This window comes from Leucobacter sp. NPDC015123 (genome assembly GCF_043080205.1).
GTDB classification, from domain to species: domain Bacteria; phylum Actinomycetota; class Actinomycetes; order Actinomycetales; family Microbacteriaceae; genus Leucobacter; species Leucobacter aridicollis_A.
In genome coordinates this window covers 179,702-202,342 of record NZ_JBIBVH010000002.1, presented here as the reverse complement: position 1 = coordinate 202,342, position 22,641 = coordinate 179,702, and the positions used below count along the sequence as shown (strand labels likewise).

Here is a 22,641-nt window from a genome sequence, read left to right as displayed (position 1 = left end):
TTCGGCTTAGTAATTGGACTGATCATTGTTGGCGTAGTCGTCTACGCTGTGAGCCGCGCATCCAAGAGGCCCTCTGCTGATGAAGAGCTCCAGCGCGCATACAACGAAGGACTCCGCCAAGCGGAACTCCAGCGCGCCTATGAGGCAGGTCTCAACGCTGGCCAGCAACAGGGCGATCAGCGGTCCACTTTGTAGACACGCCATTTGCGCGCTGAGGAGTAGTTCTCGCCCGAATAGCGGGGATCCTTCTCTGCCTGTTCTAGAGCGTCATCAGCCCAGTTGCGGACAGGCCGCGCCTCATACCGGTGAGTACCTTCAGGGTTCAACGGGTCCGCGAGGATCGACATGGACTCCTCGAGCGGGAAACCATGCGTGTCGACTGACGCTTCGTATTCGTAGAGGGCAGCGAGGAGCTCGTAGTCTTCCTTGCTGATCTCTGGCTCCTGCTCGACTACCCACTCTTCGCCGCGCTGCACGATCCGGCGAGCAGGCTCGCTGCCCCATAGACGGCTCGGCGCGATCCCCATATCCCTAGCAATACGGAGATCACGCAGCAGCCGCCTATCGGTGCGGAGCCTTACGCTAAAGGGGCAATGTTCACCGTCGCCGTGTTACGGTTCACCGCAACTACCGCGCCGGCGAGACGGTCGTACTCGCCGTCCGTGAGCCCTGACATGAACTCATCCCAATCCTCTTCAGGGATCGGGACCGTGCTCTTCGCCGTGACTTCCTCAGCGGTGGCTTTCGCGGCTGCAGCGTAGAACGTGGACGCGTCGAACTGTTCATCGTGCCCCTCGCGGGCAGGGTGTTCCAGCATGAGCGCGTTGTACGCCTCCCAAGGCAGCGATGCGACGCGAATCGTGACGGACGCTTCCGCGACCGCCTTCTCGAGGTCCTTCACCGTTGTGTTCTTCGGCGCAGCCAACCGGCCAGCCGCATCGGTCTCGTGATCGCGGCGAGCCTTCTCGAGCTCCTTCATCAGGGGCCGGTCGAGGCAAAACACCAGATCCAGGTACTCCGCCTTGCGCGCCTTCAGCTTCGTCTTCAAGGACATATCAAAATCTCCATCCACGATTCCACGACTTCACAAAGAGAAGAGCCCGGGGGAGAGGCTCGTGGGCAACCCCGCCCCCGGGAGTTTTGTTAGGCGGCGAGCTGCGCGAACGGCTCCCACTCGGACTGGATGAACATCTTCTGCTTAATGCGATCCAGCGCGTTCTCTTCACCCTCGACGACGATCTGTTCACCGCACTCGACGTCGACCGCGTCGTACCAGTCGTCAGCCTCGAAGGTGTCGTCATCTTCGTCCTTCTGCAGGAACCGGATGATCGTGCCCCGAGTGCCCTCCTTGAGAGCGATCCGCGCCTCGTCCTCGGTTGGTTCACCAAGGTTGAAGGTGTACATCGTCTCGAGGCTCTTCGTCTTCTCGCCCGGGATCTCAAACACCTGGGACGAGCAGTACCGGCGGTCCTGGATCGCGGCCTGGTCGGCGGTCTGGTTGAACTGTGTCAGATAGCAGGACACGTTCTTCGCCGAGTCAACCTCGGTCTTCTTGATGGCCTTCTTGTCAGCAACACCACCGGGCACAAACAGTACCCGGCGGGTGCCGGCGGTCTTAATCGCCTTCGGAATCACTCGCGACATCGGTCGCTCCTTCCTCCCCAGCCGGGGAAACAGAAAGGGCCGGCACTCTGCCAGCCCTGAACTTCGTGCGCCGCACCCGCTTCGACGGCGGATACCGCTTCGACTTGACCCGCTTATGCACGGCCTCGTCGAACTGCTCTTCGTGGATGTCGAACTGATGACCAGTCACCAGCGACTCCACGCGAATGAACTCCGCCATTCAGCCCCTCCTTGAGGTGAACTTCAGCCACGCATCTTGAAAATGCAGTGGCGGGGACACGGAATTGTCGACCTTCGCTTTCTCAAACGAGATCGTCACAGGGTCAGTACGCCGGCCCGCAACGACAGGCTTTCGCCCAACTGCGAGCAGTACCCGCTCCATCAGAAGGCGAACACCGTGAGCATCGCCAGAGATGCCTCTGACGCAGAACTCGTAGTCGGCATCTGACTCGGGACGTGGGACCGTCCCGTAACGGCCGTCACCGAGACCATCAGGCCCCGCGCCGTACAGCACCACATAGTCAGCCCGCACCACTTCTCCCTTGTCGTCGGTAGGTGCGTCTCTCACTCGCCCTTGCAGCCCGACGGACTCAAGTAGAGCCTTGGCTGCTTCCCATTCAGTGATCACAGTCCGGCCCTCCGCAACGCATCTTCACGAGCTTTCTCCATGCCGCGAACGAAGTCTGTTTCGTTTGCTCGAACGACATCCGCCCGCAGATTTTGCGGCGCAGCCATCACCCCGCCGTTTGCTTCCTCGAGGATGCCCAGAGAAGGGGTCAATCCTCCCTTACCAGTCTTCCCGCCGTAGCGGCTCAGGTTAGGTCCGACCTCGGCCTCAAACCTCGGAAACTCCGACTTCGTGATGTCGTAGTCAATCGACGGCGGATACTGTCTCGCGTGCCCACCAGAAGGCCCCTTAGCGAGGTCCTGCCAGTCCTCTTTCATACCCTGAGCAGTTCCCTTGAGCGCGGACTCAACAAATCGTCCGGCGTGCTTTGGGAACTCGCCCAAATCATGAATCAAGCCGTCAAGGTCATCGCTCATGATTCCTCCGTCACTGGGTACCTGTGCGCGGTGGTCTGACCTGCCTGTGCGGGACCATCCACACGGAACATCCGCCCAGTCAACGAAGCGTCGACATCCGACGCATCAACACGAACAAATGCGCCCGTCGGGGCCAGCGTTGCGCCAGCCGGCAGCGACACGACGATACGAGTCTCAGCCAACTGCTGCCCGGCCGGTGCCTTGTCGTCTGCGGAGACGGACGGGAACTTCACCCGAGCTCGTCCCGCATAGTAGGTCTCGACAAGCGTCAGTACTGGATCGAAGCTGCCTGGTGGGCGGACCCTCTCGTACCTGCCCACTGTGACGGTCTCTGTCATGCGGGCCTCAGCCATGCGGCGCCCCATCCCGAGCACGCCCCCGATCATGAGTTCACTTCCACTTGCGTGACCGTGCCTCGTCCGTAGGCCTGTTTCAGGCCATCGAGCGTGACCTTGGGCAGCGTCAGCCCTGTCCCTTCGCCGCCGTCCGCGAACGCGATCTTGAAGTCATCGAGCGCGACGGACGACAGCCCACCGATCGACAACCCCAGTTCCGCTTCCACAAGCAGCAGCTGCTGGGAAACGAGCGCGCAGCACAGCGCTACGAGGTCGCGTGGCGGCTCCGAATAGCCGAACGTGAACGTTACATCCACTTTCGAGTCAGAGCCGACACGGATCCGCCCTGGGCGTTCCTCGAACGCCACCGGAACGCCGCCACGCTCCACCGCGTCGACCGACACGACAGGCCATTGCGGGAGATCCACCCAGCCGGCAGACGGCCAGTCCGAAAACGTGACCGTCTGCCGTGGGGCGACCTGCTGCCCGATCTCTCGCTGCAGGTAGGCGGTGGCGTCCGCGAGGAGCTCATCGAGCCATTCAGACTCTGCCGGTGAGAACTCACGCTTGAGGCGTTTGCTCAGATCTTTGGCTTCAGCGAACACCAGTCACCTCCGTGCTACGGGGTCGGGGACCCGGCCATGACGACCATCTGCGACCCGGTGCCGGGCTCGTACGCCTCGACGGTTGCGGTTGCGATGCCCTCGGGGATCGTGACCTTCGCGCCGTACACGTTGAGGCCCTTGACGAAGTCGTCGAAGCCCTTCTCGCGACGGCCGGCCTCGGTCTTGAGGATCTGGTTCGCGAAGGTGAAGGCACCGGGGACGCCGGCGATGAGGACCTTGTCGTCCTTGCCAGCGCCGCTGCCCCCGAGCTTCGGCACAGCCGTGGTGCGCATGATGTCGAACCCTGCAGCACGGTAGACGACGCCGTTGCGGCGCACGTCCGAGTTGCCTGACGCGTCGACGCGCATGAACCGGTCGTCCTTTGCCACCGCGGCGATGAAGCCGGGGTCGACCACAACGTAGCGGCCTTCCTCGGGTGCATCCTGGTCGTCGAGCTTGAGCCCGAGCTCCACGAGCACGTCGTACGCGGTGATCTGGCCGGCGCCGGCCATCTGGGTGCCGCCCGACACGATCTTCTGGCGGCCCAGCTTGTTGTCGGCGTGTGCGCCCGCCTTCAGGAGGCCACCGGCGAAGGTGTCCGACTTGCGTCGGAGCTGCAGCGACGCGCGGGTCAGGGCAGGACCGCCAAGCTCGCCCTTGGCCTGCACCTTGTCGACGTCGTTCACGTAGAACGCGAAGTAGTCGCCCTGGTCGATCTTGAGTTCCTGATCGGTCGTGCCGAGGTCATCGAAGGTGATGTCCTGGCTGCGGTCGTACGTGCGCACGTCCGGGTCGCCGATCTGGTTGATGTGGACAGTGTCGCCCTGGTTCGCGATCTCGCCCTCGTAGTCGCGGTTCGCGACTGACGGCTGCGTGTAGACGAGGTTCTCGTCGTACTTCTCGAGCAGCTTCGCGGCCCAGAGTTCGGGGATGAACGATGCAACAGACATAGTTGCTCCTTACTTGGTCTTGCCCTTGAGGCGGTCCAGACGGCCTTCCTTCTCGGCCTTGAGGATCGCCTGCGGGGTCATGTTCTTGAGGTCGTCACGAGTGAGCTGGGAGGGTGCCGCCGCCTTGCCGCGGGCGCCCTGGTCAGCAGTACCTTCGAACCTGGACGGGGCCAGGTCGGGGTACTCTTCCAGGACCGCATCGAGCGCGGCCGCGATTCCGTCCGCGTCTACCTCGCCGTCGTCGTCAACCTCGATGCCCTCGAGATCGACAAGCTTTGCGGCGATGCGCGGATCCTTCACTCGCTTCGCTGCAGCAGATCGGAACTCGGCCGCGATGAGGCGCTTGTTCGCCTTCGCGGTTGCCTCGGCTGCGGCATCACGCCGCGCGTCATCGAGCGCTTTCTCGTCCGCGGACTTGTCGCGGTCGGCTCGCTCCTGCTCGAGTTCCCTGGAACGTTTCTCGGCAGCCTTGCGGGCCGCGCGTTCCTTCTGCAGTGCAGTCTTGAGGCCGGCAGTCGGATCTTCGACTACGTCCTCGGTGTTGACTTCCTCCGGCGCCTCAACGGCATCGGTTTCGGTCTCTTCGGTCTCGACCGTCTCAGTCGTTTCCGTTTCCATTCGGGTTCACCCCTCCATCTAGCGAAAACCACACCCGGCGGGTATGGCGTTTGCCCCCGGAGGGGCGACCACACATCTCGTGTGGAAGTTCAAAGCCCAAGCAGGCGGGCGAGCTCACGCACCTGGTCGGGTGAGACCGCTTGGTCGTAGGCGATAGCTACCTGCCGTTGCAGCGTCTCTCGCGCCCGCGCAGCCTCAGCAGGCGTGATGGGCCTGAGGCCGAGCCCACGGTCTGCGCTGTTCGCGCCGACACTGTTTGGCCGGTACCCGGCCTCCGCCCACTGGGCGCGATAGTGCGCGTCATAGAGGCGGCGTTCTGCGGCTGTCATAGTTGATCGATTCAGCGGGTCGCGCTGTCCTGAAGTGACCGCGTCAAACGTCGATGCACGTTTCGTCGTGACCACTTGTCCACCAACGGTGTACGCGCCACGGCCGCGCCCGGCCGCGAGAACGCGCCCTGCGGGGTCGTTCCCAAGGATGTTGCCGCCAGGGGTTTGGGGGCCGGTGATGTAGCCGTGGTAGCGGAGGTTCTCGATCACGAACTTCCGGGCGCGGTCGTGCGTGTAGATGTCTTCGACGGTGCGCCGGTATGGGGTGCCGTAGCGGCGGTTCCCTGAGGCGGTGCCGAGACCGCGTGTGCGGATGTTTCCGACACGGTAGATGTCCGCGCCGTCACGTATTGCCTGCGCGCCATGCTTCCCGAAGAGCCTGTTCTGGCCGGCCTGGTCCAGGCTATTGAAGTAGGCGTAGGGGTCTGTGGTGAGGTCGCCGGCGACTTGCTCCGACGCTGGAATGTGGATGCAGTCACAGTTCGGGTGGCGCTGGAAGCCCTGATTCCACAGGAATCGTTTCCCGGCGAGGATCACGCAGCGGTCGCACGACGGCGGGTTCAGCATGCGCACGTATCCGGTGAGCTGTGGGCGCTGCACCATGTCGGTGTGGAAGACGTCCCTGCGGGTATCTGCGAGCATCGTTAGCGTCACGCCTGACAGCCATGCGGAGGCCTGCGCACGAGCTTCAAGCCCGGTCGCGCCGCCGGCAACGGCCTGCTTTGCGACGATAGGTAGCCGGTCGAGAGTGTCCTGAACGAGGTATCCGTTCGGTGCTACTTCCAGAAACGCGGCTGGCACGAGCGCGCCAGACGGCGTGCTGTGCTGGCGCGTCTCCGCGAGCACTTCGGACGTGTACGGGATTGCGGCGTGGATGGCGGCAGCACGGCCCAGCTGCATCGTCTCGATCGCTCGAGCTCGAATCTGCCGCCACCCTTCGGAGAAATCAGTCCCCGTCTTCGCCCACAGGCGCGTCACCGCTGAGACCGTAGCCGCGGTGATCTGCTGCTGCCTCTTGTACTGCCGAATCGCCGCCTGCGGAGTCGCCATCGTCGCCCCCATACGGTCGCATCGCAGCAGCAAGCTGCGGATCGTCCAGTTCCTCTTCACGCATCTGCAAGATCCGAGCAATCGTTGACGGGCTGTGGCCCTCTTGCTCGAGCAAGAACTCGAACGGGTACCCCATTTGCCGTTTCTTCAACAGCGCGTCAGCAAGCTGCGACTGTGAACGGATCTCGCGGTCCTTCCACACGATCGTTGCGAGCTGGGCCTTGCCGGCAAGCTTCTGATCGTTGCGTACGAGCGCGACAAGTCGCAGCACTTCACGGATCGCCGGGTTCGTGAACGTGATGAATTCGTTCGCCTTCTGCACGAGCCCGATCTCAGCCGCAGTGAGTGCATCACCTGACAGATTGGATAGCCCCTTGTTCGCGACTAGATAGTGCGGGGGAGTGCGAGTCTGCGCGGCAATGTGCCCGACATCGATCTCGATGGTGTTCGTGAACACCGCGAGCTCAGCCGCCGGCCACGAGTCGATCTTCGCGTTTTCGCCCTGCAGAAACAGCAGACGCTTCTCCGCGAGATCCTTCATCTCGACCGGCCGCGACCCGATGACTTTGCCTGTGTCATCAAGAATTGGGATCGTTGGCGGCCCTGTAGCTGTCGCGACCCTCGCAGGCATCGACGCATAGTCAGCCGCGAGGAACAGGTACGCCCACAACAGGTTGATTGCGTCCTGCATCGGCTTCACGCCACGGATCTCCGACACGGGCTCACCGAGCAATGTCGGGCGGTTCGCGAGCTCGACGACCGGGACGACACCGAGCGGGTTACTGATCGGCCACGCGTCATCACGGTCTCCGGTGCGAGGTTCCCACCCGCCACCAGAGCTCGCCTCGGACCGGGCCTGAGCAGCCTGCGCCTCGCGATCGTTCTTGACCTCAGGGCGCTTCCGCTTCCACTTGAAAACGGAGTCTGCCGTGTAGAGCGTCGCGAACTCGTCCGAGTCATCCACCCACGTTTTGAGGGCGGCCTTTCGCAGGCGCGGGTTCTCCCAGTCGTACTCGACCTCAACGTGCGCCGGGTGCTCCACCGTGACAAGCGGCTCACCATCACTGTCGGCCCACACCATGATGTAGGAGCGTGACGTGGTGAGTGCAGTGACAGCTCCTTGCGAGAACTGCGAGTCGAACTCGTTCCTGCGCAGCTCGTCCCACAGCTTCGACGCAGCCTTCCTGCCAATCCCCGAGACGCCGATCGGGTCGAGGCGCTCAGCTTCGGCGTTCACGACAGTGCCGCACCAGTTGTCGGAGAATCCTGCGTAGCGGGTCGCGTTTGCCTTGCGCCACTCTTCAGTAGCGAATGACAGCGGCTGCTCGCCACGGTAGTACCTCTCGTCATCCAGGACGGTCTGCCGGCGGGCGGAGAGCCGCTCGTAAATGCGGTCGCGGAGCTTCTCTGCATGGAGGGTTTTCACGCGGCCTCCAATCAGTAGTAGACGTAGTTCGTGTCGTCGGTCTGGTTGCGGGCGCCGCTTGCGATTGCGTCCATGACGGCTTCGTGTGCAAGGACTGACGACATCGCGTAGTCGATCTTTTGGTGCTGTTCGGGTTTGCCGATCGTGTACTTGCGGATCTTCGTGACCGGGTCGACATTGCCGGCCCGGATGACAGCGTTTCGGAGGTGTGTTGCCACGACCTCGTCTCCGTCGTGAGTGAACTCCGTGTCGGCGTTGTACACGTCGGTACGGAATCGCTCGAGTGCGGAGTGCATCTGCGACGGACGGTTCGTGAACCACTTCAGGAAGACCTTCTCGCCAAACTCTGCGGCGAGCAGGTCAATCTCTGTCGTCCAGAACGGCGGATCCAGGTAGGCACGCACGATCTCGAACTCGGTCGCGACCTCTCGAAATGCTGCCATCACCTCAGACCGTGGGACACGCTGCTGCCAGTCGCGTGGGTCCCACAGGGTTGGCTTCCGGTCGTCCCCGTAGCGCGGTGTGAACTGGTACTGGTCGAGTGTCTCCGCACGAATGCCGGTGAGGTCGTCCGAGTCTGACCCGTCAAACCCGAGACAGATCTTCGTGCGCGGCTTCACAGTGACAGGGGAGGCAGCGACGCGCTCTTCCCACTTCGCCATTTCCAGCCACGAGCCACGGCCAGCAACGATCCGGTTCCCGAAGAAGCGTTCCGCCTCCGCAGGGTCGGTCTCCATCAGCGCGACCGACTCAGCCTCGACCGTTCGCAGGTCCACCCACGGCGATGACGCATAGTTCCATTTGAAGATCAGCTCGCGGTCCTTCTTGAGCTTGAAGTTCCACGCGGCCGGCGGTGGGTAGTGATGCTTCAGGATGTCCTTCTGCTTCGACTCCATCTGCCGCTGCAGCACACTGTTCTCGGCCGGGTCGTATGGGTTCGACGAATGCGAGATCCTGCCGCCCATACCGCCAGCGCCACGACGAAGGGTGCGCTCGAACTTGGCCATGTTATTCGAGTCAGTCCACAGGCCTGTCTCGTCACATTTGCCTGCAGAGATTCGCGCACCAAGCTTGCCGTCGGCCTTCGAAGTGACGATCTCGATACGCGAGTCACGGTTCCCGTTCGGGTGCCGGATGAACGCCTCGCCTGTCTTCGGGATGACGTTCGCGAGCGGACCGAGGTCGATCATCGGGACAAGAGCGCCCCACGTGTTCTCGACCTGATCTTCCACCACCGCGGCAAGCTGGATCCGGGGAGTTGCCCACGGGCGCCCCTTCGGCTCGCCTTCGATGTAGAAGTAGGGGTCGTGCATGCACTCGCACTTGGGGAACGGGCACTCGTACCGTTCGCCCTCGACAGCGCGGCCTCCGTACAAGGCGGGCCCCACGAACTCGAGGCACGTCTCAGCGGCCACACCGGGGCTCTTGCCTACCTTCTGCGCAGCGACCCAGAGGCCAACACGGTACACGAACGCTGCAGCACGATCTCCGAGCTTCGCGCCTGGCCGTATGCGCCCCCAGTTCGCCAGATACACGCTGTGATCGAGCGACGGCACGAACGCCTCGCCGGCGTCGTCTCCATCTGGGATGACGCAGTGATGCTCAATCCACCAGATCCACAAATGCCCGAGCGTTTCGGTCCGGGGCGGGATGACGTAGTCAGGCTTCTTCAACCTTCACCGCCTCCAACCACGAACCAGTACCGGTCTGCTTCTTCACACCGCCCCTCGGCGGCTTTGGATCCGGGACAGGCTCACCAGCCGGCGTTTCAAACACCCAGCCGTTCTGCAACATCCCAGAAGTCGAGATACCTAGCTCCGCCTCCATACGGATGGCGGCAGTCTTGAGGCCAGAGTTCGAGTTCTGCCCAGTGGATTCCATGTAGGCGCGCACATACGCTGCCACCTGGTCGACCAGACCAAGCCGAGCCCACATCACCGCCTGCGGCTTCACCCACAAGCGCTCCCACATCGCCAGCTCTGCCTCACGGACTGCCTCAGTCTCGGCCGCGTCGAACTCGCGGATCTTCTTGCCGTCCGAGAAATACTCGTCGTACTGCGACAGCTTCGGCAACGGATACTCCGGAGCAACAACACTGTGCTCGAGCGGCAGAATCGTGAACTCGCGCCCATTCACCAGAGAGGTACGTGAAAGAGGGTCAGGAGCAGGCCCAGAACGAGCCCTACGGCCACCAGAAGCCATGCTGCACCTCCGGGATGGTCCGCCCCTCCACGGGGCATCCTGAAACATTTTGAACCCCTCTGACGTTTTTTCACCCTCCCCGGCGGTACTTCGCCTTGGCGCTGACCTGGGGGTACCCCCTGGGGGCCGTGTGGGGTGTGGTGGGGGCTACGCCTTGTTCCAGCCGCCTGGTTGGTTGGCTGCTGTGGCTTTGGCGTGGCATGGTTCGCAGAGGCCGCGTCCGTATTGTGGGTCGTTGGGGTTGAGGTTGAGCTCGATGAGCTCGTCTCGTCCGTGTGGGTGGTGGTCAGCTACGTTGCTGGGGCGGAGGTGGCAGGCGACGCAGACGGGGTCGCGTTGGATGACTGCGGTTCGGAATGCGCGGTGTCCTTTGCTGTTGTATCCGCGTTGGGCGGCTGTTCCTCTGGCCCTATCGGCTATGGCCTTGTGGGTAGGGCATCGGCTGCCCTGGCTGCTGGGGTAGATGGTCGGGCAGCCAGGACTGCTGCAGACCCTCACCGTTGTCCCTCGGTGTATCGGTCGCCGCGGTACTCCTCGTCACAGCAGAGAAGAGCGGCGCGTACGGACGGGTAAGGGTGGCCGCAGTCTTCGCAGGCGGGCTGGTCGCTCATTGGGAAGCCTCTCGGAAGGCGTGTGTCTTCACATCGGCCTCCGTCATGGGTAGGGTCGGTTTATGGCTAAACACTTGCTGCTGGGCTCGGCCTCGGAGAACTGGCGCCTTCATGTCCGCGAGGACGCTGACACTGTCGAGGAACGCTTGCAGGCTGGCTTCGTCGCCAACGAACTCGTGCCTCTCCGTGTCGTGCTTGCTGACGCCCTCGAGGGGGACATCATTCAGGTGAACCCTCGGGCGCTCGGCTGGTGGTGTGTGGTGGATCTTCCAGACGCAGACGCACGGGCGTAACTGCCCCAGCAGTGATCTTGTCGGCTGTGATTGCGCCGGCACTGATCTTGTTTGTCGTGATCTCGGTAAGGAGAAGCTTGGCGAGTAGCTTCCGCCTGATGACGGTGGCACGCAGCTTGCGTGCTTGCCGTATGGTGCGAATGCGCCGACTCATCGTATGCCTCCGTTGGTAGGGATCCCCGCGCGCGCACCCAAAGGTCGTGAAGCGTCACGCCGTGAGCGTGCGAATGAATGAATGCCGACGATGCGGCGCGGGGAAGAGTGTGGGGGAATGACAAAACCCCCGGTGGGATGCCGGGGGTTTTGGTCTGAGGTCGTGTGGCGCTCTAGGAAGCGAGAATCTGCTTGGCGATTTCTAGCCCTGCTGGGCCGTCCAGTTCAGGGAGGTTTGCCCATCGCCCGCCTGACACTGTTACTTCGACGCCTGGCACCCAAATTGTTGTTCCGATGACGGCAGAGATTCCGATGTCGACTGTCATCGTGAACGCGTCACCGTTGTTCGCAGTGACCCATTCGTCGCTGACGCGCTCGAAACCTGCCATGCCCTCTAGCGGACTGTAGTCGGGCCGCTCTGAGATCGCCGCGAATCTGACTTCCACCGAGCGAGCATTATCTGGTGTGACGTCCTCCGGTGGCGTATCCCAGCCGCAGTGAATGTCAGTCTCGGAAACGCTGTTCCAGTCGTAAGGGTTGAGGCCTTCGACCCAAGTCGCCACGAACGGTTCTACGTCATCGCAGGATTTGATGTGGGCGAATGAGAAGTCGCCGTCAGCGCTAGTCTGATCGGCTGGGGCCTTCGAGGTGTCCTCGGTTGGGGCGGGGGTGTCGTGCTGTTCAGCTGGGGCTGAGCATCCAAGAAGTGAAAAAGCGAGAGCGGTCGTTGCACACACTAAAAAGGTCATTCTCATAGCTACAGCATAGGCCGGAAGGTGCCGCCGGCGGGCAATACAGCCCGGGCGCCTCGCTTCACGAGAACACGAACTCGTCGCCCGCCAGGGATGAGGCAGCGATGCGGCACGGGGAAGAATATGTGCCGAGGGCCTGAGCGTCTGCATTGTTCAAAGAGAATGCGGTCGGAATGGTGCTCGGCGGTAAGTGTGGGCGAAGAAGAGCGCTCTGCGGCGTCACGCCGAAGCCAAGGGTGGAGCTGTTGGCTGGACGCTGGTGCCGCAGTATGCTCTGGAAGTATGAGCGAATTCGGTGAATATGTTGTCTACGTCGATGAAAGCGGGGACCACTCACTCTCATCGATTGACAAAAACTATCCGGTCTTTGTACTCGCCTTCTGCATTTTCCCGATCGAGACTTACATCACGAGCGTCGTGCCCAGAATCCAGCGACTGAAGTTCAATTATTTCGGCCACGACATGACGATTCTTCACGAGCGCGAGATACGGAAGTCGGCTCCGCCTTTTGACATCCTGATGGACGAAAGCGTACGGACGCCGTTCATGTCCGAACTAAACGCCATATTGTGTGAGGAACGCTATGGAATAGTCTCGGCTGCGATTCGTAAAGAAGAGTTTTTGCGTCGCCGCGGTTCCCAAACGGATCCCTATCACGTTGCTTTAGAGTTTGGGCTCGAGCGAGTTTTTTTGCAGCTGCAACAACGCGGGCAGAAAGCCCGGCGAGTCCGTGTCGTGTTCGAAAGTCGGGGTAAGGCAGAAGATGACGCTCTGGAGCTCGAGTTCCACCGCATCATGGCCGCGACCAAGATGCGAGGCATGCCCGAAACGCTCGATTTCACTATCGTGAGCAAGATGTGCAACAGTGCTGGACTTCAACTGGCCGACATGGTTGCTCGCCCAATCGGCCTGAAACTCTTGCGCCCCACCCAGGCAAACCGCGCGTGGGATGTTTTGGAGCCACATATCGTGCGTTCACCCAAGGGGAATATCCACGGGTACGGGTTGAAGGTCTATCCCTAGAAAGCGAAAGGCCCCTAGGTAGTCCTAGGAGCCTGACGCCGACTGGGTATTCCCAATCCATTTGTTCCAGTGTATGTTCTCGCCACAATGTTTGTCTACTGCTGGTTAGTTTGAATTGGCGGTCAATCGTGGTCACCCTGGGATTCGAACCCAGACTGTGCGGAACTTGAACCCGCTGCCTCTACCTGATTGGGCTAAGCGACCGTGTGCCCGCACCGGTGTGCGAGCTGTTGAATTGTCTATTCAGTTGTATGCGTTGTGGACGCAAAAGGCCCGCTACGTCTGCTTTTGGGCAGGCCGTATCGGGCCACTACCAAGGGTAGTGCATTCGAACGTCAGTTGCAAACACTTGTTCGAGTTAGGGGGCCGGGGTGAGGTCGAGGGAGATCCCGCACGCTGCGAGTACGGCAAGGTCTTGCGTGGCGCCAAGCGAGTAACCGAGTCCGGTGATTGCTTCCCACCCGACCCAGTAGCCGTCACAATCGGGGTTGCGGCACTCTGCGACAGGGAGGCGGCCTTCGTCCCATTCGACGGTGATTGCCGGCTTAGGGGAGTCGTTTTCGCTCGGGGCCTCGTTCACGTAGACGCGTTCGCCGGACTCGTCTCGCGATGCGTACACGCGGCGTGCGTCGCACCGGGGACATTGCTCGAGGGGGAGTGACATTGGCCGGTTGTCTTCTGCTTCAATTCGCTGCACCCAGTCGATGAACTCATCGCTGATGGTTTCCCATTGGGTGTCGTCCATGCGTCCGCCATCTCGCTCGTTGCGTGCGGTCGACCATGCGAGCTCGGTGGCGGCAGTGAGGTTGTTGGGTGTCCAAGGCAGGAAGAGTGCTTCGTGAATGAGGCGGAGCTGTCGAGTGATGCGCTGCTGGAGTCGCCACGCGTTCTCGTTGAATGGGGAACCGCCTTCGCCGCTGCCGCCTGATCGGCCAGTGACTTCGGTGATGGAGCGCTCGAGCCAGTCCAGAAGGGGCGGCCACTCAACTGGGTGGCCGTGCTCGATCTCGGTGTGGTGTCGTGTGAGCCTCTCGACTGCGCGTTCCGCGTTATTCATTCGTATCCCCTTCAAAACGAAAATAGGCCCATCACAAGTCGATTCCACGTTCTCCGTGGGATCTAGTTGTGATGGGCCTAAAGCACCTATTGAGATCTAGTGTACGCGCAACTCTCAGATTGCGCGAGCCCCTGCTGCCGGAGTGTCGGAGGGGTGCCCGTGGCCAACATTTGGCCAACATGGCGGATTCTGTTCGTACATTCGATTGTCGTAGTTTGTCCGGTGGTGGCGTTTCATTTCGCACTGAAAACCCAGATCAGCGCGGGGAACGATCGCCGTTTGTCGGCTAATGTGTTTTCGTGTTGGTTTGTGCCGAAAACGGCTCGTTCAATCCGCAGGTCGTAGGTTCGATCCCTACTGGGGGCACAACGCAAACTGAAGAAAAGGCCCGGTCAGGAAAAGTTTCCTGGCCGGGCCTTTTCGCGTTTCGTGGACTATTCCTTGCGGCGTCCGGTGATCATGCCCCAAATGAGCAACACGACGAGCGCGCCGCCAATTGCGAGGGCCCAGGTCTGCAATGACCAGAACTCCTGGAGCGGAGCGTCGAAGAGGAGCGAGCCGAGCCAGCCGCCAACAACGGCGCCAACAACGCCGAGTATCAAAGTGGCGAACCAACCGCCGCTACTCTTGCCAGGCATGATCGCCTTGGCAATTGCCCCCGCGATGAGCCCGAGCACGATGAAAGCTAAGAATCCCATGAGTTTCCCCTTTCTCTTTGATTCCCAATTATTCTCCGTTCCCAATGTCAGTCAAGGGTGTCTGTGATTTTCACAGCCGCCCTGGTTGACCTGGATTGCGCCGAAAGCGCACGCAGCCCACACCTCAGCTTGTGGCGCATACAGTTGAGGTAGCGCCTGGCGAGTTGACCGCCGACCGAGTGGCGACACCGAAGCGAAGGGACACCGTATGAGTTGGGAGCTTATCCCCGAAGGGTCACAGCCTGGCCGACGACCATCCCGCAACTTCCCGTGGGGCGTGCCGCTCGCTGTCGGTATCGTGACAGTGCTGATTGGCCTGAGCTTGCTCATCTGGCCGTTCTTCGCCGCCAGCAGGATCCTCGCGTTCCTGATTGGAGCGGCCCTCATCGGTAACGGCATTGCCACGCTCGTTGGCTCACGTGCCCGGGGGTTTGGTACTCCCGCCGCGATTCTCTTCATCGTGCTTGGAGTCGTCGCGCTCGCGTTCCCCGAGCTGACGGTGAGCATGCTTGTCGGGTTCGTCGCGGCGATGATGCTGTTCGTCGGGACGGTCTGGCTCGCGATTGCGATCCGTATGCGGCAGTCACTCCACTGGGCATTCATTGCAATACCAGCCGTGCTTGTTGCACTCGGCGTCGCCGCCCTCATCTGGCCGTCGCTTGCGCTCGTGCTTGCCGCGTTCGCCGCGGGCCTGGTGACAACCCTCATTGGAGGATCGCTGATCTGGGCGGCGGTCGCGCTTCGGCGCGGAAGCGCGTAACCTGGCTCACCGTATGACACGAGAACACCAGCGACCAATACTGCAGCCGTCAGCAGCTTTCGACGGCATTATCGGCTCAGACGATCCAGAAGCGGCCCACAGGCTCGCGCAAGAGACCTCGTGGGCTTTGCTCCACCGGGTGCGGCAGGTCGCAGACCCCGAGATCGTGCGCCGAGTGGTTGACGTCGCCGCGGGCGATGGAATCAACGATATTGCTGAGCTCTGGGCGCGAGAAAGCCCGCACTCGCTCGCGGGCGTGCTCTGGCGCCTGTACCTGCTTCGGCGCATTACCGTCGCGGATGCTGAAGGCACAGCCGACCTGTTCGCGAGGGGCTCGGGAAGGATCGGTACGATTGACCCGATCGTTGTCGGCGCCGTCGAGCCCGCCACGCCCGAAACGATTTCTGAGCTGTGCGACCGGATCCTCCGCGGCGCCTTCGTCGGTGATCTCGGGGTGACGCTTGACCGTGCTGCGGCATATTCCCGTGTGATGGCTGCGGGCGCAGCAGAACTCGCCGATGACCGGGACGTTCACGACGAAGCGCACGGGACAGAACTCACCACTCGCGCGCTCAGGTATTCGACGATTGCTCGGGAGCTCGACGGCGCCGCCAGGCGGTGGCGTGACGGTACTCTCGGCTAAGTCGTTTGCTCACACTGAACTGCGGGTACACTTAGTGGTGCCGGGCCGCAGTTCCCCGGGCTCCAAAATTCGCCGCTTCGAGCGGCCTTCCGCCGAGAGGCGTTCTGCGGCTCGGTCTTTTGTGCCATTGGCTAGTTCTGGGGCTGGGGGTAGCTCTGGTACTGGCAAGTATGCGCCTGCCCACTGTGCCGCGCGGTGCATGCCTATGGGAAATGCAGCAGAAATGCCCCGATGCTGCGAAGCTGGCATATCTGCTGCAGATCCCAGGGTTATGGCCGCGCGGCCGGGTGGAAGCACAATGCCCGCCCGCACAGAGCGTGCAGGCGGGCGATTAGGCGGTAGAAAAGTACCGCTTACGGGCGCTAGGCCCAGCGTGGCTACCCGAAGCGACCTGAGACGTAGTCCTCAGTCGCCTGGACTGACGGGGCGCCGAAGATCGTCGCAGTGTCGTTGTATTCGATGAGCTTGCCTGGCTTGCCGGTACCTGCGATGTTGAAGAAGGCAGTGCGGTCCGAGACGCGCGACGCCTGCTGCATGTTGTGAGTCACGATGACGATCGTGTACTCCTGCTTGAGTTCAGCGATGAGGTCCTCGATCGCGAGCGTTGAGATCGGGTCGAGGGCCGAGCAGGGCTCATCCATCAGCAGCACCTCGGGGGAGACCGCGATCGCGCGGGCGATGCAGAGGCGCTGCTGCTGGCCGCCGGACAGGCCCGCGCCGGGCTTCTCCAGGCGATCCTTCACCTCGTTCCACAGGTTCGCGCCGCGCAGCGACTTCTCGACAAGCTCGTCGGCGTCGCTCTTCGAGATGCGCTTGTTGTTGAGCTTCACACCCGCGAGCACGTTGTCGCGGATCGACATCGTCGGGAACGGGTTCGGCCGCTGGAACACCATGCCGACCTGGCGACGCACGAGCACGGGGTCTACGCCGGGGGCGTAGAGATCCTCGTCGTTCAGCATGACCTTGCCCTCGACGCGGGCACCCGGGATCGTCTCGTGCATCCGATTGAGGGTGCGCAGGAAGGTCGACTTGCCGCAGCCCGACGGGCCGATGAACGCGGTGACCGACCGTGGCTCAATCGTGAGCGAGACGTCTTCAACTGCAAGAAACTTCGAGTAGTAGACGTTGAGGTCTTCAACTTCGATGCGCTTCGACATGTGCTGCTTTCTGTGGGTGTGGTCTGTGATCAGCGTGCGACGGCCGAGAACCGTCGAGCGATGAGGCGGGCAAACAGGTTGAGCGCCATCACAATGAGAATGAGGAGGAGCGCGGCGGCCCAGGCGCGTTCGATGAACGCAGAGGCAGGATTGCCCTGGTTGGCGAACTGGGTGTAGACGTACACCGGGAGCGACTGCATCCGGTCGCTGAACAGGTTGTAGTTCATGCTTGCCGTGAAGCCCGCGGTGATGAGCAGGGGAGCGGTCTCGCCGATGACGCGGGCGATTGCGAGCATGATGCCGGTCATGATGCCTGCCATCGAGGTGGGGAGCACCACCTTCAGAATCGTGCGCCACTTCGGCACGCCCAGCGCGTACGACGCCTCGCGGAGCTCGCCGGGCACGAGCCTGAGCATCTCTTCGCTCGAGCGGACGACGACCGGGATCATGAGCACGGACAGGGCTACGGCGCCGATGATGCCCATGCGCACGCCGGGCCCGAAGATGAGCACGAAGGCCGCGTAGGCGAAGAGGCCGGCGACGATCGAGGGGATGCCCGTCATGACATCCACGAGGAAGGTGATTGTCTTCGCGAGGCGGCCGCGGCCGTACTCGACGAGGTAGATCGAGGTCATGAGCCCGAGCGGGACCGAGATGACGGTGGCCGCGAGGGTAATGAGGAGCGTGCCGATCATCGCGTGGAGCGCGCCGCCGCCCTCGCCGGTGACGTTGCGCATCGACGACGAGAAGAACTCGGGGTCGAAGCGCGCGATGCCGTTCGAGACGACGGTGATCGCGAGCGAGATGAGGGGGATCAGCGCGACGAGGAACGCGGCCGTGACGAGGACGGTGACGAACCTGTCGGTGAGCTTGCGACGCTTGGTGGCCGCCGTTGCTGCTGCAGTCAGGGACATGATTACGCTCCGGTCTTCGCGGTCTGACGGCTCACGATCCACCGCGCGAGCGCGTTCACGAGGAAGGTGACGATGAACAGGATGAGGCCCGTCGCGATGAGCACGTTCACGTTTTCGCCGTACGCCTCGGGGAACGTGAGCGCGATGTTTGCGGCGATCGTGGACGGGTTGTCGGAGGTGAGCAGCTTGAAGGAGACGATGCCGCTCGCGGAGAGCACCATCGCGACGGCCATGGTCTCGCCGAGAGCGCGGCCGAGGCCGAGCATGGCGCCCGAAATGATGCCCGGCTTCGCGAACGGGAGGACCGAGAGGCGGATCATCTCCCAGCGCGTCGCGCCAAGGGCGAGCGCGGCCTCCTCGTTCAGCTTCGGCGCCTGCAGGAAGACCTCGCGCGAGATCGCGGTCATGACAGGGAGAATCATCACGGCGAGCACGATGGCCGCGGTGAGGATCGTGCGCCCGGTGCCGCTCGCGGTGCCGCCGAACAGCGGGAACCAGCCCACGTGCTCGTTGAGCCAGACGTAGACGGGCCGCACGGCCGGCGCGAGCACCAGGATGCCCCAGAGGCCGTACACGACGCTGGGCACTGCCGAGAGCAGGTCGATGAGGTAGCCAAGAAACTGGGACAGCTTCCGAGGGGCGTAGTGTGAGATGAAGAGTGCGATGCCGATTGAGAGCGGCAGCGCGATGATGAGTGCGAGGACGGCCGCCCAGACGGTGCCGAACACGAGGGGGCCGACGTAGCCCCAGAAGTCTGTTGTGAGCACCGACGCGGTTTCGCTCGTAGCGACGAACGCGGGCAGGCTCTGCACGATAAGGAAGATCGCGACGGCGGCGAGGATGATGAGGATCATGCTGCCGGAGGCGATGGCCGTGCGCGAGAACACTCGGTCGCCGCGGCTAAGAACTTGACGCGGCGTGGCCGTGGATGCAGTCACTTGAGGAGTGCCTTCCGGTGGAAGTGGGTGAGGCTGAGAGCGGGTGGAACCTGGTGGATCCGGCGTTTCGCTCGCGGGCGCCGGATCCACCAGGAGGGGCTTAGCTGATCGACGCGACCGCTGCGCTGGCCTTCTCACGGAGCGTGTCCGAGATGGGTGCCGACCCGGCGGCCTCAGCCGCGACGTCCTGGCCCTCAGCGCTCACGATGTACTCGAAGTACGACTTCACGAGCTCGGCGTTTGCCGGGTCCTCGTACTTCTCGCAGCCGACGAGGTAGCTCACGAGAACGAGCGGGTAGACGCCCTCCTCGGTGCTTGTGCGGTCGAGGGCGATCGCGAGGTCGTGGTCGGTGCGACCCTCCTCGAGCGGCGACGCGTCGACGATAGCTGCAGCGGCCTCAGGGGTGAACGCGACGTACTCGTCGCCGACCTTCACAGAGACGGTGCCGAGGTCGCCGGCCTTCGAAGCGTCGGCGTAGCCGATGGTGCCCACGCCGCCCTTGACTGCCTCGACGACGCCCGAGGTGCCCTGGGCTGCCTCGCCACCGGTGATCTCTGCCGGCCACTCCTCGACCGAGCCAGCGGTCCACGCGGACGGCGCGGCTGCTGCGAGGTAGTCGGTGAAGTTGCCTGTCGTGCCCGACTTGTCGGAGCGGTGCACGGGCACGATTGCCTGGTCCGGCAGCGTAGCGTCGGCGTTGGCCGAAGCGATTGCCGGGTCGTTCCACTTCGTGATCTCGCCCGTGAAGATCTTCGCGATGGTGTCTGCGTCGAGGTTCAGGTTGTCGACACCGTCGACGTTGAACACGAGGGCGATCGGCGAAATGTACGCCGGAATCTCAACGATGTCGCTCGTGGTGCAAGCGTCAAACGGACCAGCCGTGATTTCCTCGGCCTTAAACGCACGGTCGGAGCCAGCGAACGCGACTGCGCCCTTCTGGAACGATTCGCGGCCAGCGCCCGAGCCCGAGGGATCGTAGTTGATCGTGACGTCGGCGTTTGCAGTCTGGAAGCCGGCGATCCAGCCCTGCTGCTGCGCCGCGTCCTGCGACGATGCGCCAGCGCCCGAGAGGGTGCCGGAGAGCGACGAAGGGGTTGTCTCTTCGCCGGTATCGGGAGCGGCTTCGTTTGCCGCGCAGCCGGTGAGGATAAGCAGGGCGGCGCCGCCGACGGCGGCTGCCTTCATCGTGGATGAGAACTTCACGAGCGTCGTGTCCATTCTGATGTGGTGTGATCCTGAATGCCGGGCGAGTGCCTGACGGTGTCAACGCTAAGGATCGGGTGTGACCGGCGGCCGACAGGAAGGTAAACATGAGGTGAACTCGAAGTGATGTCGGGGAAACCGCCAACCAGGGCACCCTCCGTCGGGCGCGCCAACAGCTGCTCCCCTCGGCGGAGGAGTTGGCAGTTGTTGTCGGTACGCCGCGCTCAGAACGACAACAACTGCCAACTCTCCGAGGGGCGGGATGGGTTGGGATGGGGTGGGATGGGTTGGGGTGGCCCAGACCCAGACCCGGGCCCAGGCCCAGGGTCGGGGTGGGGGTGGCCCAGGGGCCGGGCCAGGGGAGGGGCCGAGGGGCCGGGCCGCCTCCCTTATGCCAGGAGTCGCAGGGCGCCCGGTGCGACTCGCACCTCGAACGGGCCGGTGCCCACGAGCTCGCCGTCAGAGTAGGCGATCTCATCGCCCGCGTCGATTGAGACAGTCTCGGCCCGCGTGATGGTCACCTCCGGGAGGAGCTCGTGGCGTGCCCGGGCCAGCAGCCCGAGCACGCTCAACAGCCGAAGCTTCGTGCCGTACGTGACCTCAACGAGATCGAGCTTGCCGTCGTGCACTGAGGCGCCGGGGGCGAGCGGGATGCCGCCGCCGATTGCTCGAGTGTTCATCACGGTCGCGAGGACGCCGGTGAACGAGCGGGCTGAGGAGCCGATCCGCACGGAGAATCGCCGGTGCTTCAACGTGAGGATCTCGACGATGAGCGCGAGGTGGTACCTGAACGGCCCAAGCGGCACGCGGATCGAGTTCGCTCTCCTGTTGATTGCGGCGTCAAGCCCGATCGAGAGCCCTCCGGCGAACCAGTGCTCGGCTGCGCCCGGGCGTTCGACTACGCCAAGGTCGACAGCGAGGGGCGCAGCCTCTGCGGCAAGAACCCGCGCGACTGCGGCCTCAGGCGAGTGCGCGAGCGCGAATTGGCGGGCGAAGTCGTTGCCGCTGCCCGCGGGAACCACCCCAATCGGGAGCGCCCGGGCCTCTGCGACCTGGAGTACGAGCCCAATGAGCCCATCCCCTCCGACAAGCACCAGGCCCCGGAGTCCGTCGCGGCACGCCTGTCGCACCTTCGCTTGGCAGTCCTCGCCGTCACTGCCAGAGATCTCGATGGCGGCAACCCCGGCGGCGGCGAACTCGGCCAGCACCCGCCCAGCTACGCGAGCGCCGCGACCGAACGCGGACCGCGGATTCACCACGACTCCGAATGGCGCTTCGTCGCGCATTGTTCACCCCTGACTAGTGTTTCAGCGGATACGTTTCTACCCCGAGGATTCCGGCGCCTGGCCGGGACCGGGAGAAGTGGAACACGGAGAACCCCGCGGGTGGCAGCCGCGCTGCGTCCTCGACGTACTCGCCCGGAAGGCTACCACTCGCAAGCACGAGCTCGCGAGCAAGGTCTGGCAGTACAGGCAGATGGCTGCAGATGACGGCACTTCTGCCACGCGTCACGATCTTGCCGATGAGCCTGCGCGTGAGCGTCAAATCGCCCTCGTCCCAGAAGTCTTGGCTCAGGCACTCCTGTTCGCGCACATCCTTCTTGATGAGTTCGGCGAGGGGAGCGACTGTCTCGAGGCAGCGGGTCGCAGTCGACGAGTAGATGCGTTTCGGCGCGAACGAGCGGAGGATCGGGGCAAGTGTATGCGCCTGCCGTTCGCCACCCTGCGTGAGCTGTCGGAGGCGATCGGCCGGATACTCCTCACCGAGTGCCTGCGCTTTTGCGTGCCGCAGCAGGGTCACCGAGAACGTGTCGAGCAGGCCGGGGGCGGCGAGACGCGTGAACACGTCGAACAGCTCGCGGTCAGCCTGATAACTCAGGAGGTCGCGGGCCGCGCTCGCCGCAACCCACTCGAGCGCCTGCACCTCAGAGTTCGGTTTAAACGTGGAGGCGAGAGCAGTCTTTGGGGTGACCTCGGCAGCCCAATACTGCACAATCTTTGTGCCGCCGCCAGGCAGGTCGTAGTGGATCGTGCCGAGCGTCGCGCCGAGCGAGATCCGCAGCCCAGTCTCTTCGTGGGTCTCGCGCACAGCTGCCTGCGGCATGCTCTCACCGGGGTCGAGCTTTCCCTTTGGGAATGACACGTCGCGCTGCTTGCGACGGTGGATGAGGAGCACCATGAGCTCGTCTTTGCCTGAAGCATTCTTCACGCGCCGCCACGGGACCGTGCCCGCCGCAAATACCTGTTTCGCCACGCT

27 protein-coding genes and 1 tRNA gene are annotated in these 22,641 nt (G+C 63.1%); 4 read left to right on the top strand and 24 right to left on the bottom strand.

The window, feature by feature from the left end:
• Nucleotides 1–176 precede the first annotated feature (176 nt).
• The 14 genes from ACF07D_RS04645 to ACF07D_RS04580 all read right to left on the bottom strand — a co-directional run bounded on the left by ACF07D_RS04645 (nt 177) and on the right by ACF07D_RS04580 (nt 10,116).
• Complete coding sequence (locus tag ACF07D_RS04645) at nt 177–527, bottom strand: hypothetical protein (RefSeq protein WP_391504068.1); 351 nt, start codon at nt 525–527, stop codon at nt 177–179.
• A 50-nt stretch (nt 528–577) separates the two neighbouring features.
• A complete protein-coding gene (locus ACF07D_RS04640; protein ID WP_391504067.1) occupies nt 578–1,054 on the bottom strand; it encodes a hypothetical protein in 477 nt (158 codons plus the stop codon).
• 89 nt (nt 1,055–1,143) lie between these two features.
• Nucleotides 1,144–1,644 (bottom strand): hypothetical protein, encoded by a 501-nt coding sequence (locus ACF07D_RS04635; RefSeq protein ID WP_391504066.1) that lies wholly within the window; start codon nt 1,642–1,644, stop codon nt 1,144–1,146.
• Nucleotides 1,616–1,843, bottom strand: a complete 228-nt coding sequence (locus ACF07D_RS04630; protein WP_391504065.1) for a hypothetical protein — start codon at nt 1,841–1,843, stop codon at nt 1,616–1,618. The genes ACF07D_RS04635 and ACF07D_RS04630 overlap by 29 nt, the downstream gene beginning before the upstream one ends.
• Nucleotides 1,844–2,251: a hypothetical protein gene (locus ACF07D_RS04625; protein WP_391504064.1), complete on the bottom strand. Its 408-nt coding sequence runs from the start codon at nt 2,249–2,251 to the stop codon at nt 1,844–1,846.
• Nucleotides 2,248–2,667, bottom strand: a complete 420-nt coding sequence (locus ACF07D_RS04620; RefSeq protein ID WP_391504063.1) for a hypothetical protein — start codon at nt 2,665–2,667, stop codon at nt 2,248–2,250. Before ACF07D_RS04620 ends, ACF07D_RS04625 begins: the two co-directional genes overlap by 4 nt.
• Nucleotides 2,664–3,053: a DUF6093 family protein gene (locus ACF07D_RS04615; RefSeq protein ID WP_391504062.1), complete on the bottom strand. Its 390-nt coding sequence runs from the start codon at nt 3,051–3,053 to the stop codon at nt 2,664–2,666. Before ACF07D_RS04615 ends, ACF07D_RS04620 begins: the two co-directional genes overlap by 4 nt.
• Complete coding sequence (locus ACF07D_RS04610; protein ID WP_391504061.1) at nt 3,050–3,607, bottom strand: hypothetical protein; 558 nt, start codon at nt 3,605–3,607, stop codon at nt 3,050–3,052. The genes ACF07D_RS04615 and ACF07D_RS04610 overlap by 4 nt, the downstream gene beginning before the upstream one ends.
• A 14-nt stretch (nt 3,608–3,621) precedes the next feature.
• Nucleotides 3,622–4,557, bottom strand: a complete 936-nt coding sequence (locus tag ACF07D_RS04605; RefSeq protein WP_391504060.1) for a hypothetical protein — start codon at nt 4,555–4,557, stop codon at nt 3,622–3,624.
• 9 nt (nt 4,558–4,566) lie between these two features.
• The gene (locus ACF07D_RS04600; protein WP_391504059.1) at nt 4,567–5,175 is read right to left on the bottom strand and encodes a hypothetical protein; all 609 of its coding nucleotides are present in this window, start codon (nt 5,173–5,175) and stop codon (nt 4,567–4,569) included.
• Nucleotides 5,176–5,264: 89 nt separating this feature from the next.
• Nucleotides 5,265–6,554: a hypothetical protein gene (locus ACF07D_RS04595; RefSeq protein ID WP_391504058.1), complete on the bottom strand. Its 1,290-nt coding sequence runs from the start codon at nt 6,552–6,554 to the stop codon at nt 5,265–5,267.
• Nucleotides 6,451–7,980: a phage portal protein gene (locus ACF07D_RS04590; RefSeq protein WP_391504057.1), complete on the bottom strand. Its 1,530-nt coding sequence runs from the start codon at nt 7,978–7,980 to the stop codon at nt 6,451–6,453. The genes ACF07D_RS04595 and ACF07D_RS04590 overlap by 104 nt, the downstream gene beginning before the upstream one ends.
• Nucleotides 7,981–7,991: 11 nt before the next feature.
• A complete protein-coding gene (locus tag ACF07D_RS04585; RefSeq protein ID WP_391504056.1) occupies nt 7,992–9,653 on the bottom strand; it encodes a hypothetical protein in 1,662 nt (553 codons plus the stop codon).
• On the bottom strand, nt 9,640–10,116 hold the full coding sequence (locus ACF07D_RS04580; protein ID WP_391504055.1) for a hypothetical protein: 477 nt from the start codon (nt 10,114–10,116) through the stop codon (nt 9,640–9,642). The genes ACF07D_RS04585 and ACF07D_RS04580 overlap by 14 nt, the downstream gene beginning before the upstream one ends.
• Before the next feature lie 739 nt (nt 10,117–10,855).
• On the opposite strand from ACF07D_RS04580, the gene ACF07D_RS04575 reads away from it, so the two are divergent.
• Nucleotides 10,856–11,086, top strand: a complete 231-nt coding sequence (locus tag ACF07D_RS04575; RefSeq protein ID WP_391504054.1) for a hypothetical protein — start codon at nt 10,856–10,858, stop codon at nt 11,084–11,086.
• Between the two features lie 326 nt (nt 11,087–11,412).
• Here ACF07D_RS04575 and ACF07D_RS04570 read toward each other — a convergent pair whose 3' ends face one another.
• On the bottom strand, nt 11,413–11,802 hold the full coding sequence (locus ACF07D_RS04570) for a hypothetical protein (RefSeq protein WP_391504053.1): 390 nt from the start codon (nt 11,800–11,802) through the stop codon (nt 11,413–11,415).
• Nucleotides 11,803–12,273: 471 nt separating this feature from the next.
• Between ACF07D_RS04570 and ACF07D_RS04565 the strand changes: the two genes are divergently transcribed.
• The gene (locus ACF07D_RS04565; RefSeq protein ID WP_391504052.1) at nt 12,274–13,014 is read left to right on the top strand and encodes a DUF3800 domain-containing protein; all 741 of its coding nucleotides are present in this window, start codon (nt 12,274–12,276) and stop codon (nt 13,012–13,014) included.
• A gap of 129 nt (nt 13,015–13,143) precedes the next feature.
• Here ACF07D_RS04565 and ACF07D_RS04560 read toward each other — a convergent pair.
• The 3 genes from ACF07D_RS04560 to ACF07D_RS04550 all read right to left on the bottom strand — a co-directional run bounded on the left by ACF07D_RS04560 (nt 13,144) and on the right by ACF07D_RS04550 (nt 14,769).
• Nucleotides 13,144–13,218 (bottom strand) — tRNA-Leu (locus ACF07D_RS04560).
• 154 nt (nt 13,219–13,372) lie between these two features.
• Nucleotides 13,373–14,071, bottom strand: coding sequence for a hypothetical protein (locus tag ACF07D_RS04555; RefSeq protein WP_391504051.1), 699 nt, complete (start codon nt 14,069–14,071; stop codon nt 13,373–13,375).
• A 434-nt stretch (nt 14,072–14,505) separates the two neighbouring features.
• Nucleotides 14,506–14,769, bottom strand: coding sequence for a GlsB/YeaQ/YmgE family stress response membrane protein (locus ACF07D_RS04550; protein ID WP_391504050.1), 264 nt, complete (start codon nt 14,767–14,769; stop codon nt 14,506–14,508).
• A 208-nt stretch (nt 14,770–14,977) separates the two neighbouring features.
• Between ACF07D_RS04550 and ACF07D_RS04545 the strand changes: the two genes are divergently transcribed.
• Together ACF07D_RS04545 and ACF07D_RS04540 are read left to right on the top strand one after the other, a co-directional pair.
• Entirely contained in the window at nt 14,978–15,529 is a 552-nt protein-coding gene (locus ACF07D_RS04545; RefSeq protein WP_391504049.1) for a DUF308 domain-containing protein, read from the top strand.
• A 13-nt stretch (nt 15,530–15,542) separates the two neighbouring features.
• A complete protein-coding gene (locus ACF07D_RS04540; RefSeq protein WP_255808395.1) occupies nt 15,543–16,172 on the top strand; it encodes a hypothetical protein in 630 nt (209 codons plus the stop codon).
• Between the two features lie 377 nt (nt 16,173–16,549).
• Here the strand turns inward: ACF07D_RS04540 and pstB are convergent, their stop codons facing one another.
• The 6 genes from pstB to ACF07D_RS04510 form a co-directional block, all read right to left on the bottom strand.
• Nucleotides 16,550–17,329 (bottom strand): phosphate ABC transporter ATP-binding protein PstB, encoded by a 780-nt coding sequence (gene pstB / locus ACF07D_RS04535; RefSeq protein WP_119285004.1) that lies wholly within the window; start codon nt 17,327–17,329, stop codon nt 16,550–16,552.
• Nucleotides 17,330–17,358: 29 nt separating this feature from the next.
• Nucleotides 17,359–18,243, bottom strand: coding sequence for a phosphate ABC transporter permease PstA (gene pstA, locus ACF07D_RS04530; RefSeq protein ID WP_391504048.1), 885 nt, complete (start codon nt 18,241–18,243; stop codon nt 17,359–17,361).
• 2 nt (nt 18,244–18,245) lie between these two features.
• On the bottom strand, nt 18,246–19,181 hold the full coding sequence (pstC, locus tag ACF07D_RS04525) for a phosphate ABC transporter permease subunit PstC (RefSeq protein ID WP_391504047.1): 936 nt from the start codon (nt 19,179–19,181) through the stop codon (nt 18,246–18,248).
• 100 nt (nt 19,182–19,281) lie between these two features.
• Entirely contained in the window at nt 19,282–20,385 is a 1,104-nt protein-coding gene (gene pstS, locus ACF07D_RS04520) for a phosphate ABC transporter substrate-binding protein PstS (RefSeq protein WP_370647893.1), read from the bottom strand.
• A gap of 389 nt (nt 20,386–20,774) precedes the next feature.
• Nucleotides 20,775–21,671, bottom strand: a complete 897-nt coding sequence (locus tag ACF07D_RS04515; protein WP_391504046.1) for a diacylglycerol/lipid kinase family protein — start codon at nt 21,669–21,671, stop codon at nt 20,775–20,777.
• A 13-nt stretch (nt 21,672–21,684) separates the two neighbouring features.
• On the bottom strand, nt 21,685–22,638 hold the full coding sequence (locus ACF07D_RS04510; protein ID WP_391504045.1) for an NUDIX domain-containing protein: 954 nt from the start codon (nt 22,636–22,638) through the stop codon (nt 21,685–21,687).
• Nucleotides 22,639–22,641 lie beyond the last annotated feature (3 nt).

What these genes read in the sequence shown, in the direction of transcription:
- ACF07D_RS04645 (WP_391504068.1), bottom strand. Translation starts at nt 527, where the DNA reads ATGGGGATCGCGCCGAGCCGTCTATGGGGCAGCGAGCCTGCTCGCCGG.
- ACF07D_RS04640 (WP_391504067.1), bottom strand. Translation starts at nt 1,054, where the DNA reads ATGTCCTTGAAGACGAAGCTGAAGGCGCGCAAGGCGGAGTACCTGGAT.
- ACF07D_RS04635 (WP_391504066.1), bottom strand. Translation starts at nt 1,644, where the DNA reads ATGTCGCGAGTGATTCCGAAGGCGATTAAGACCGCCGGCACCCGCCGG.
- ACF07D_RS04630 (WP_391504065.1), bottom strand. Translation starts at nt 1,843, where the DNA reads ATGGCGGAGTTCATTCGCGTGGAGTCGCTGGTGACTGGTCATCAGTTC.
- ACF07D_RS04620 (WP_391504063.1), bottom strand. Translation starts at nt 2,667, where the DNA reads ATGAGCGATGACCTTGACGGCTTGATTCATGATTTGGGCGAGTTCCCA.
- ACF07D_RS04615 (WP_391504062.1), bottom strand. Translation starts at nt 3,053, where the DNA reads ATGATCGGGGGCGTGCTCGGGATGGGGCGCCGCATGGCTGAGGCCCGC.
- ACF07D_RS04605 (WP_391504060.1), bottom strand. Translation starts at nt 4,557, where the DNA reads ATGTCTGTTGCATCGTTCATCCCCGAACTCTGGGCCGCGAAGCTGCTC.
- ACF07D_RS04600 (WP_391504059.1), bottom strand. Translation starts at nt 5,175, where the DNA reads ATGGAAACGGAAACGACTGAGACGGTCGAGACCGAAGAGACCGAAACC.
- ACF07D_RS04595 (WP_391504058.1), bottom strand. Translation starts at nt 6,554, where the DNA reads ATGGCGACTCCGCAGGCGGCGATTCGGCAGTACAAGAGGCAGCAGCAG.
- ACF07D_RS04575 (WP_391504054.1), top strand. Translation starts at nt 10,856, where the DNA reads ATGGCTAAACACTTGCTGCTGGGCTCGGCCTCGGAGAACTGGCGCCTT.
- ACF07D_RS04565 (WP_391504052.1), top strand. Translation starts at nt 12,274, where the DNA reads ATGAGCGAATTCGGTGAATATGTTGTCTACGTCGATGAAAGCGGGGAC.
- ACF07D_RS04555 (WP_391504051.1), bottom strand. Translation starts at nt 14,071, where the DNA reads ATGAATAACGCGGAACGCGCAGTCGAGAGGCTCACACGACACCACACC.
- ACF07D_RS04550 (WP_391504050.1), bottom strand. Translation starts at nt 14,769, where the DNA reads ATGGGATTCTTAGCTTTCATCGTGCTCGGGCTCATCGCGGGGGCAATT.
- ACF07D_RS04545 (WP_391504049.1), top strand. Translation starts at nt 14,978, where the DNA reads ATGAGTTGGGAGCTTATCCCCGAAGGGTCACAGCCTGGCCGACGACCA.
- ACF07D_RS04540 (WP_255808395.1), top strand. Translation starts at nt 15,543, where the DNA reads ATGACACGAGAACACCAGCGACCAATACTGCAGCCGTCAGCAGCTTTC.
- pstB (WP_119285004.1), bottom strand. Translation starts at nt 17,329, where the DNA reads ATGTCGAAGCGCATCGAAGTTGAAGACCTCAACGTCTACTACTCGAAG.
- pstA (WP_391504048.1), bottom strand. Translation starts at nt 18,243, where the DNA reads ATGTCCCTGACTGCAGCAGCAACGGCGGCCACCAAGCGTCGCAAGCTC.
- ACF07D_RS04515 (WP_391504046.1), bottom strand. Translation starts at nt 21,671, where the DNA reads ATGCGCGACGAAGCGCCATTCGGAGTCGTGGTGAATCCGCGGTCCGCG.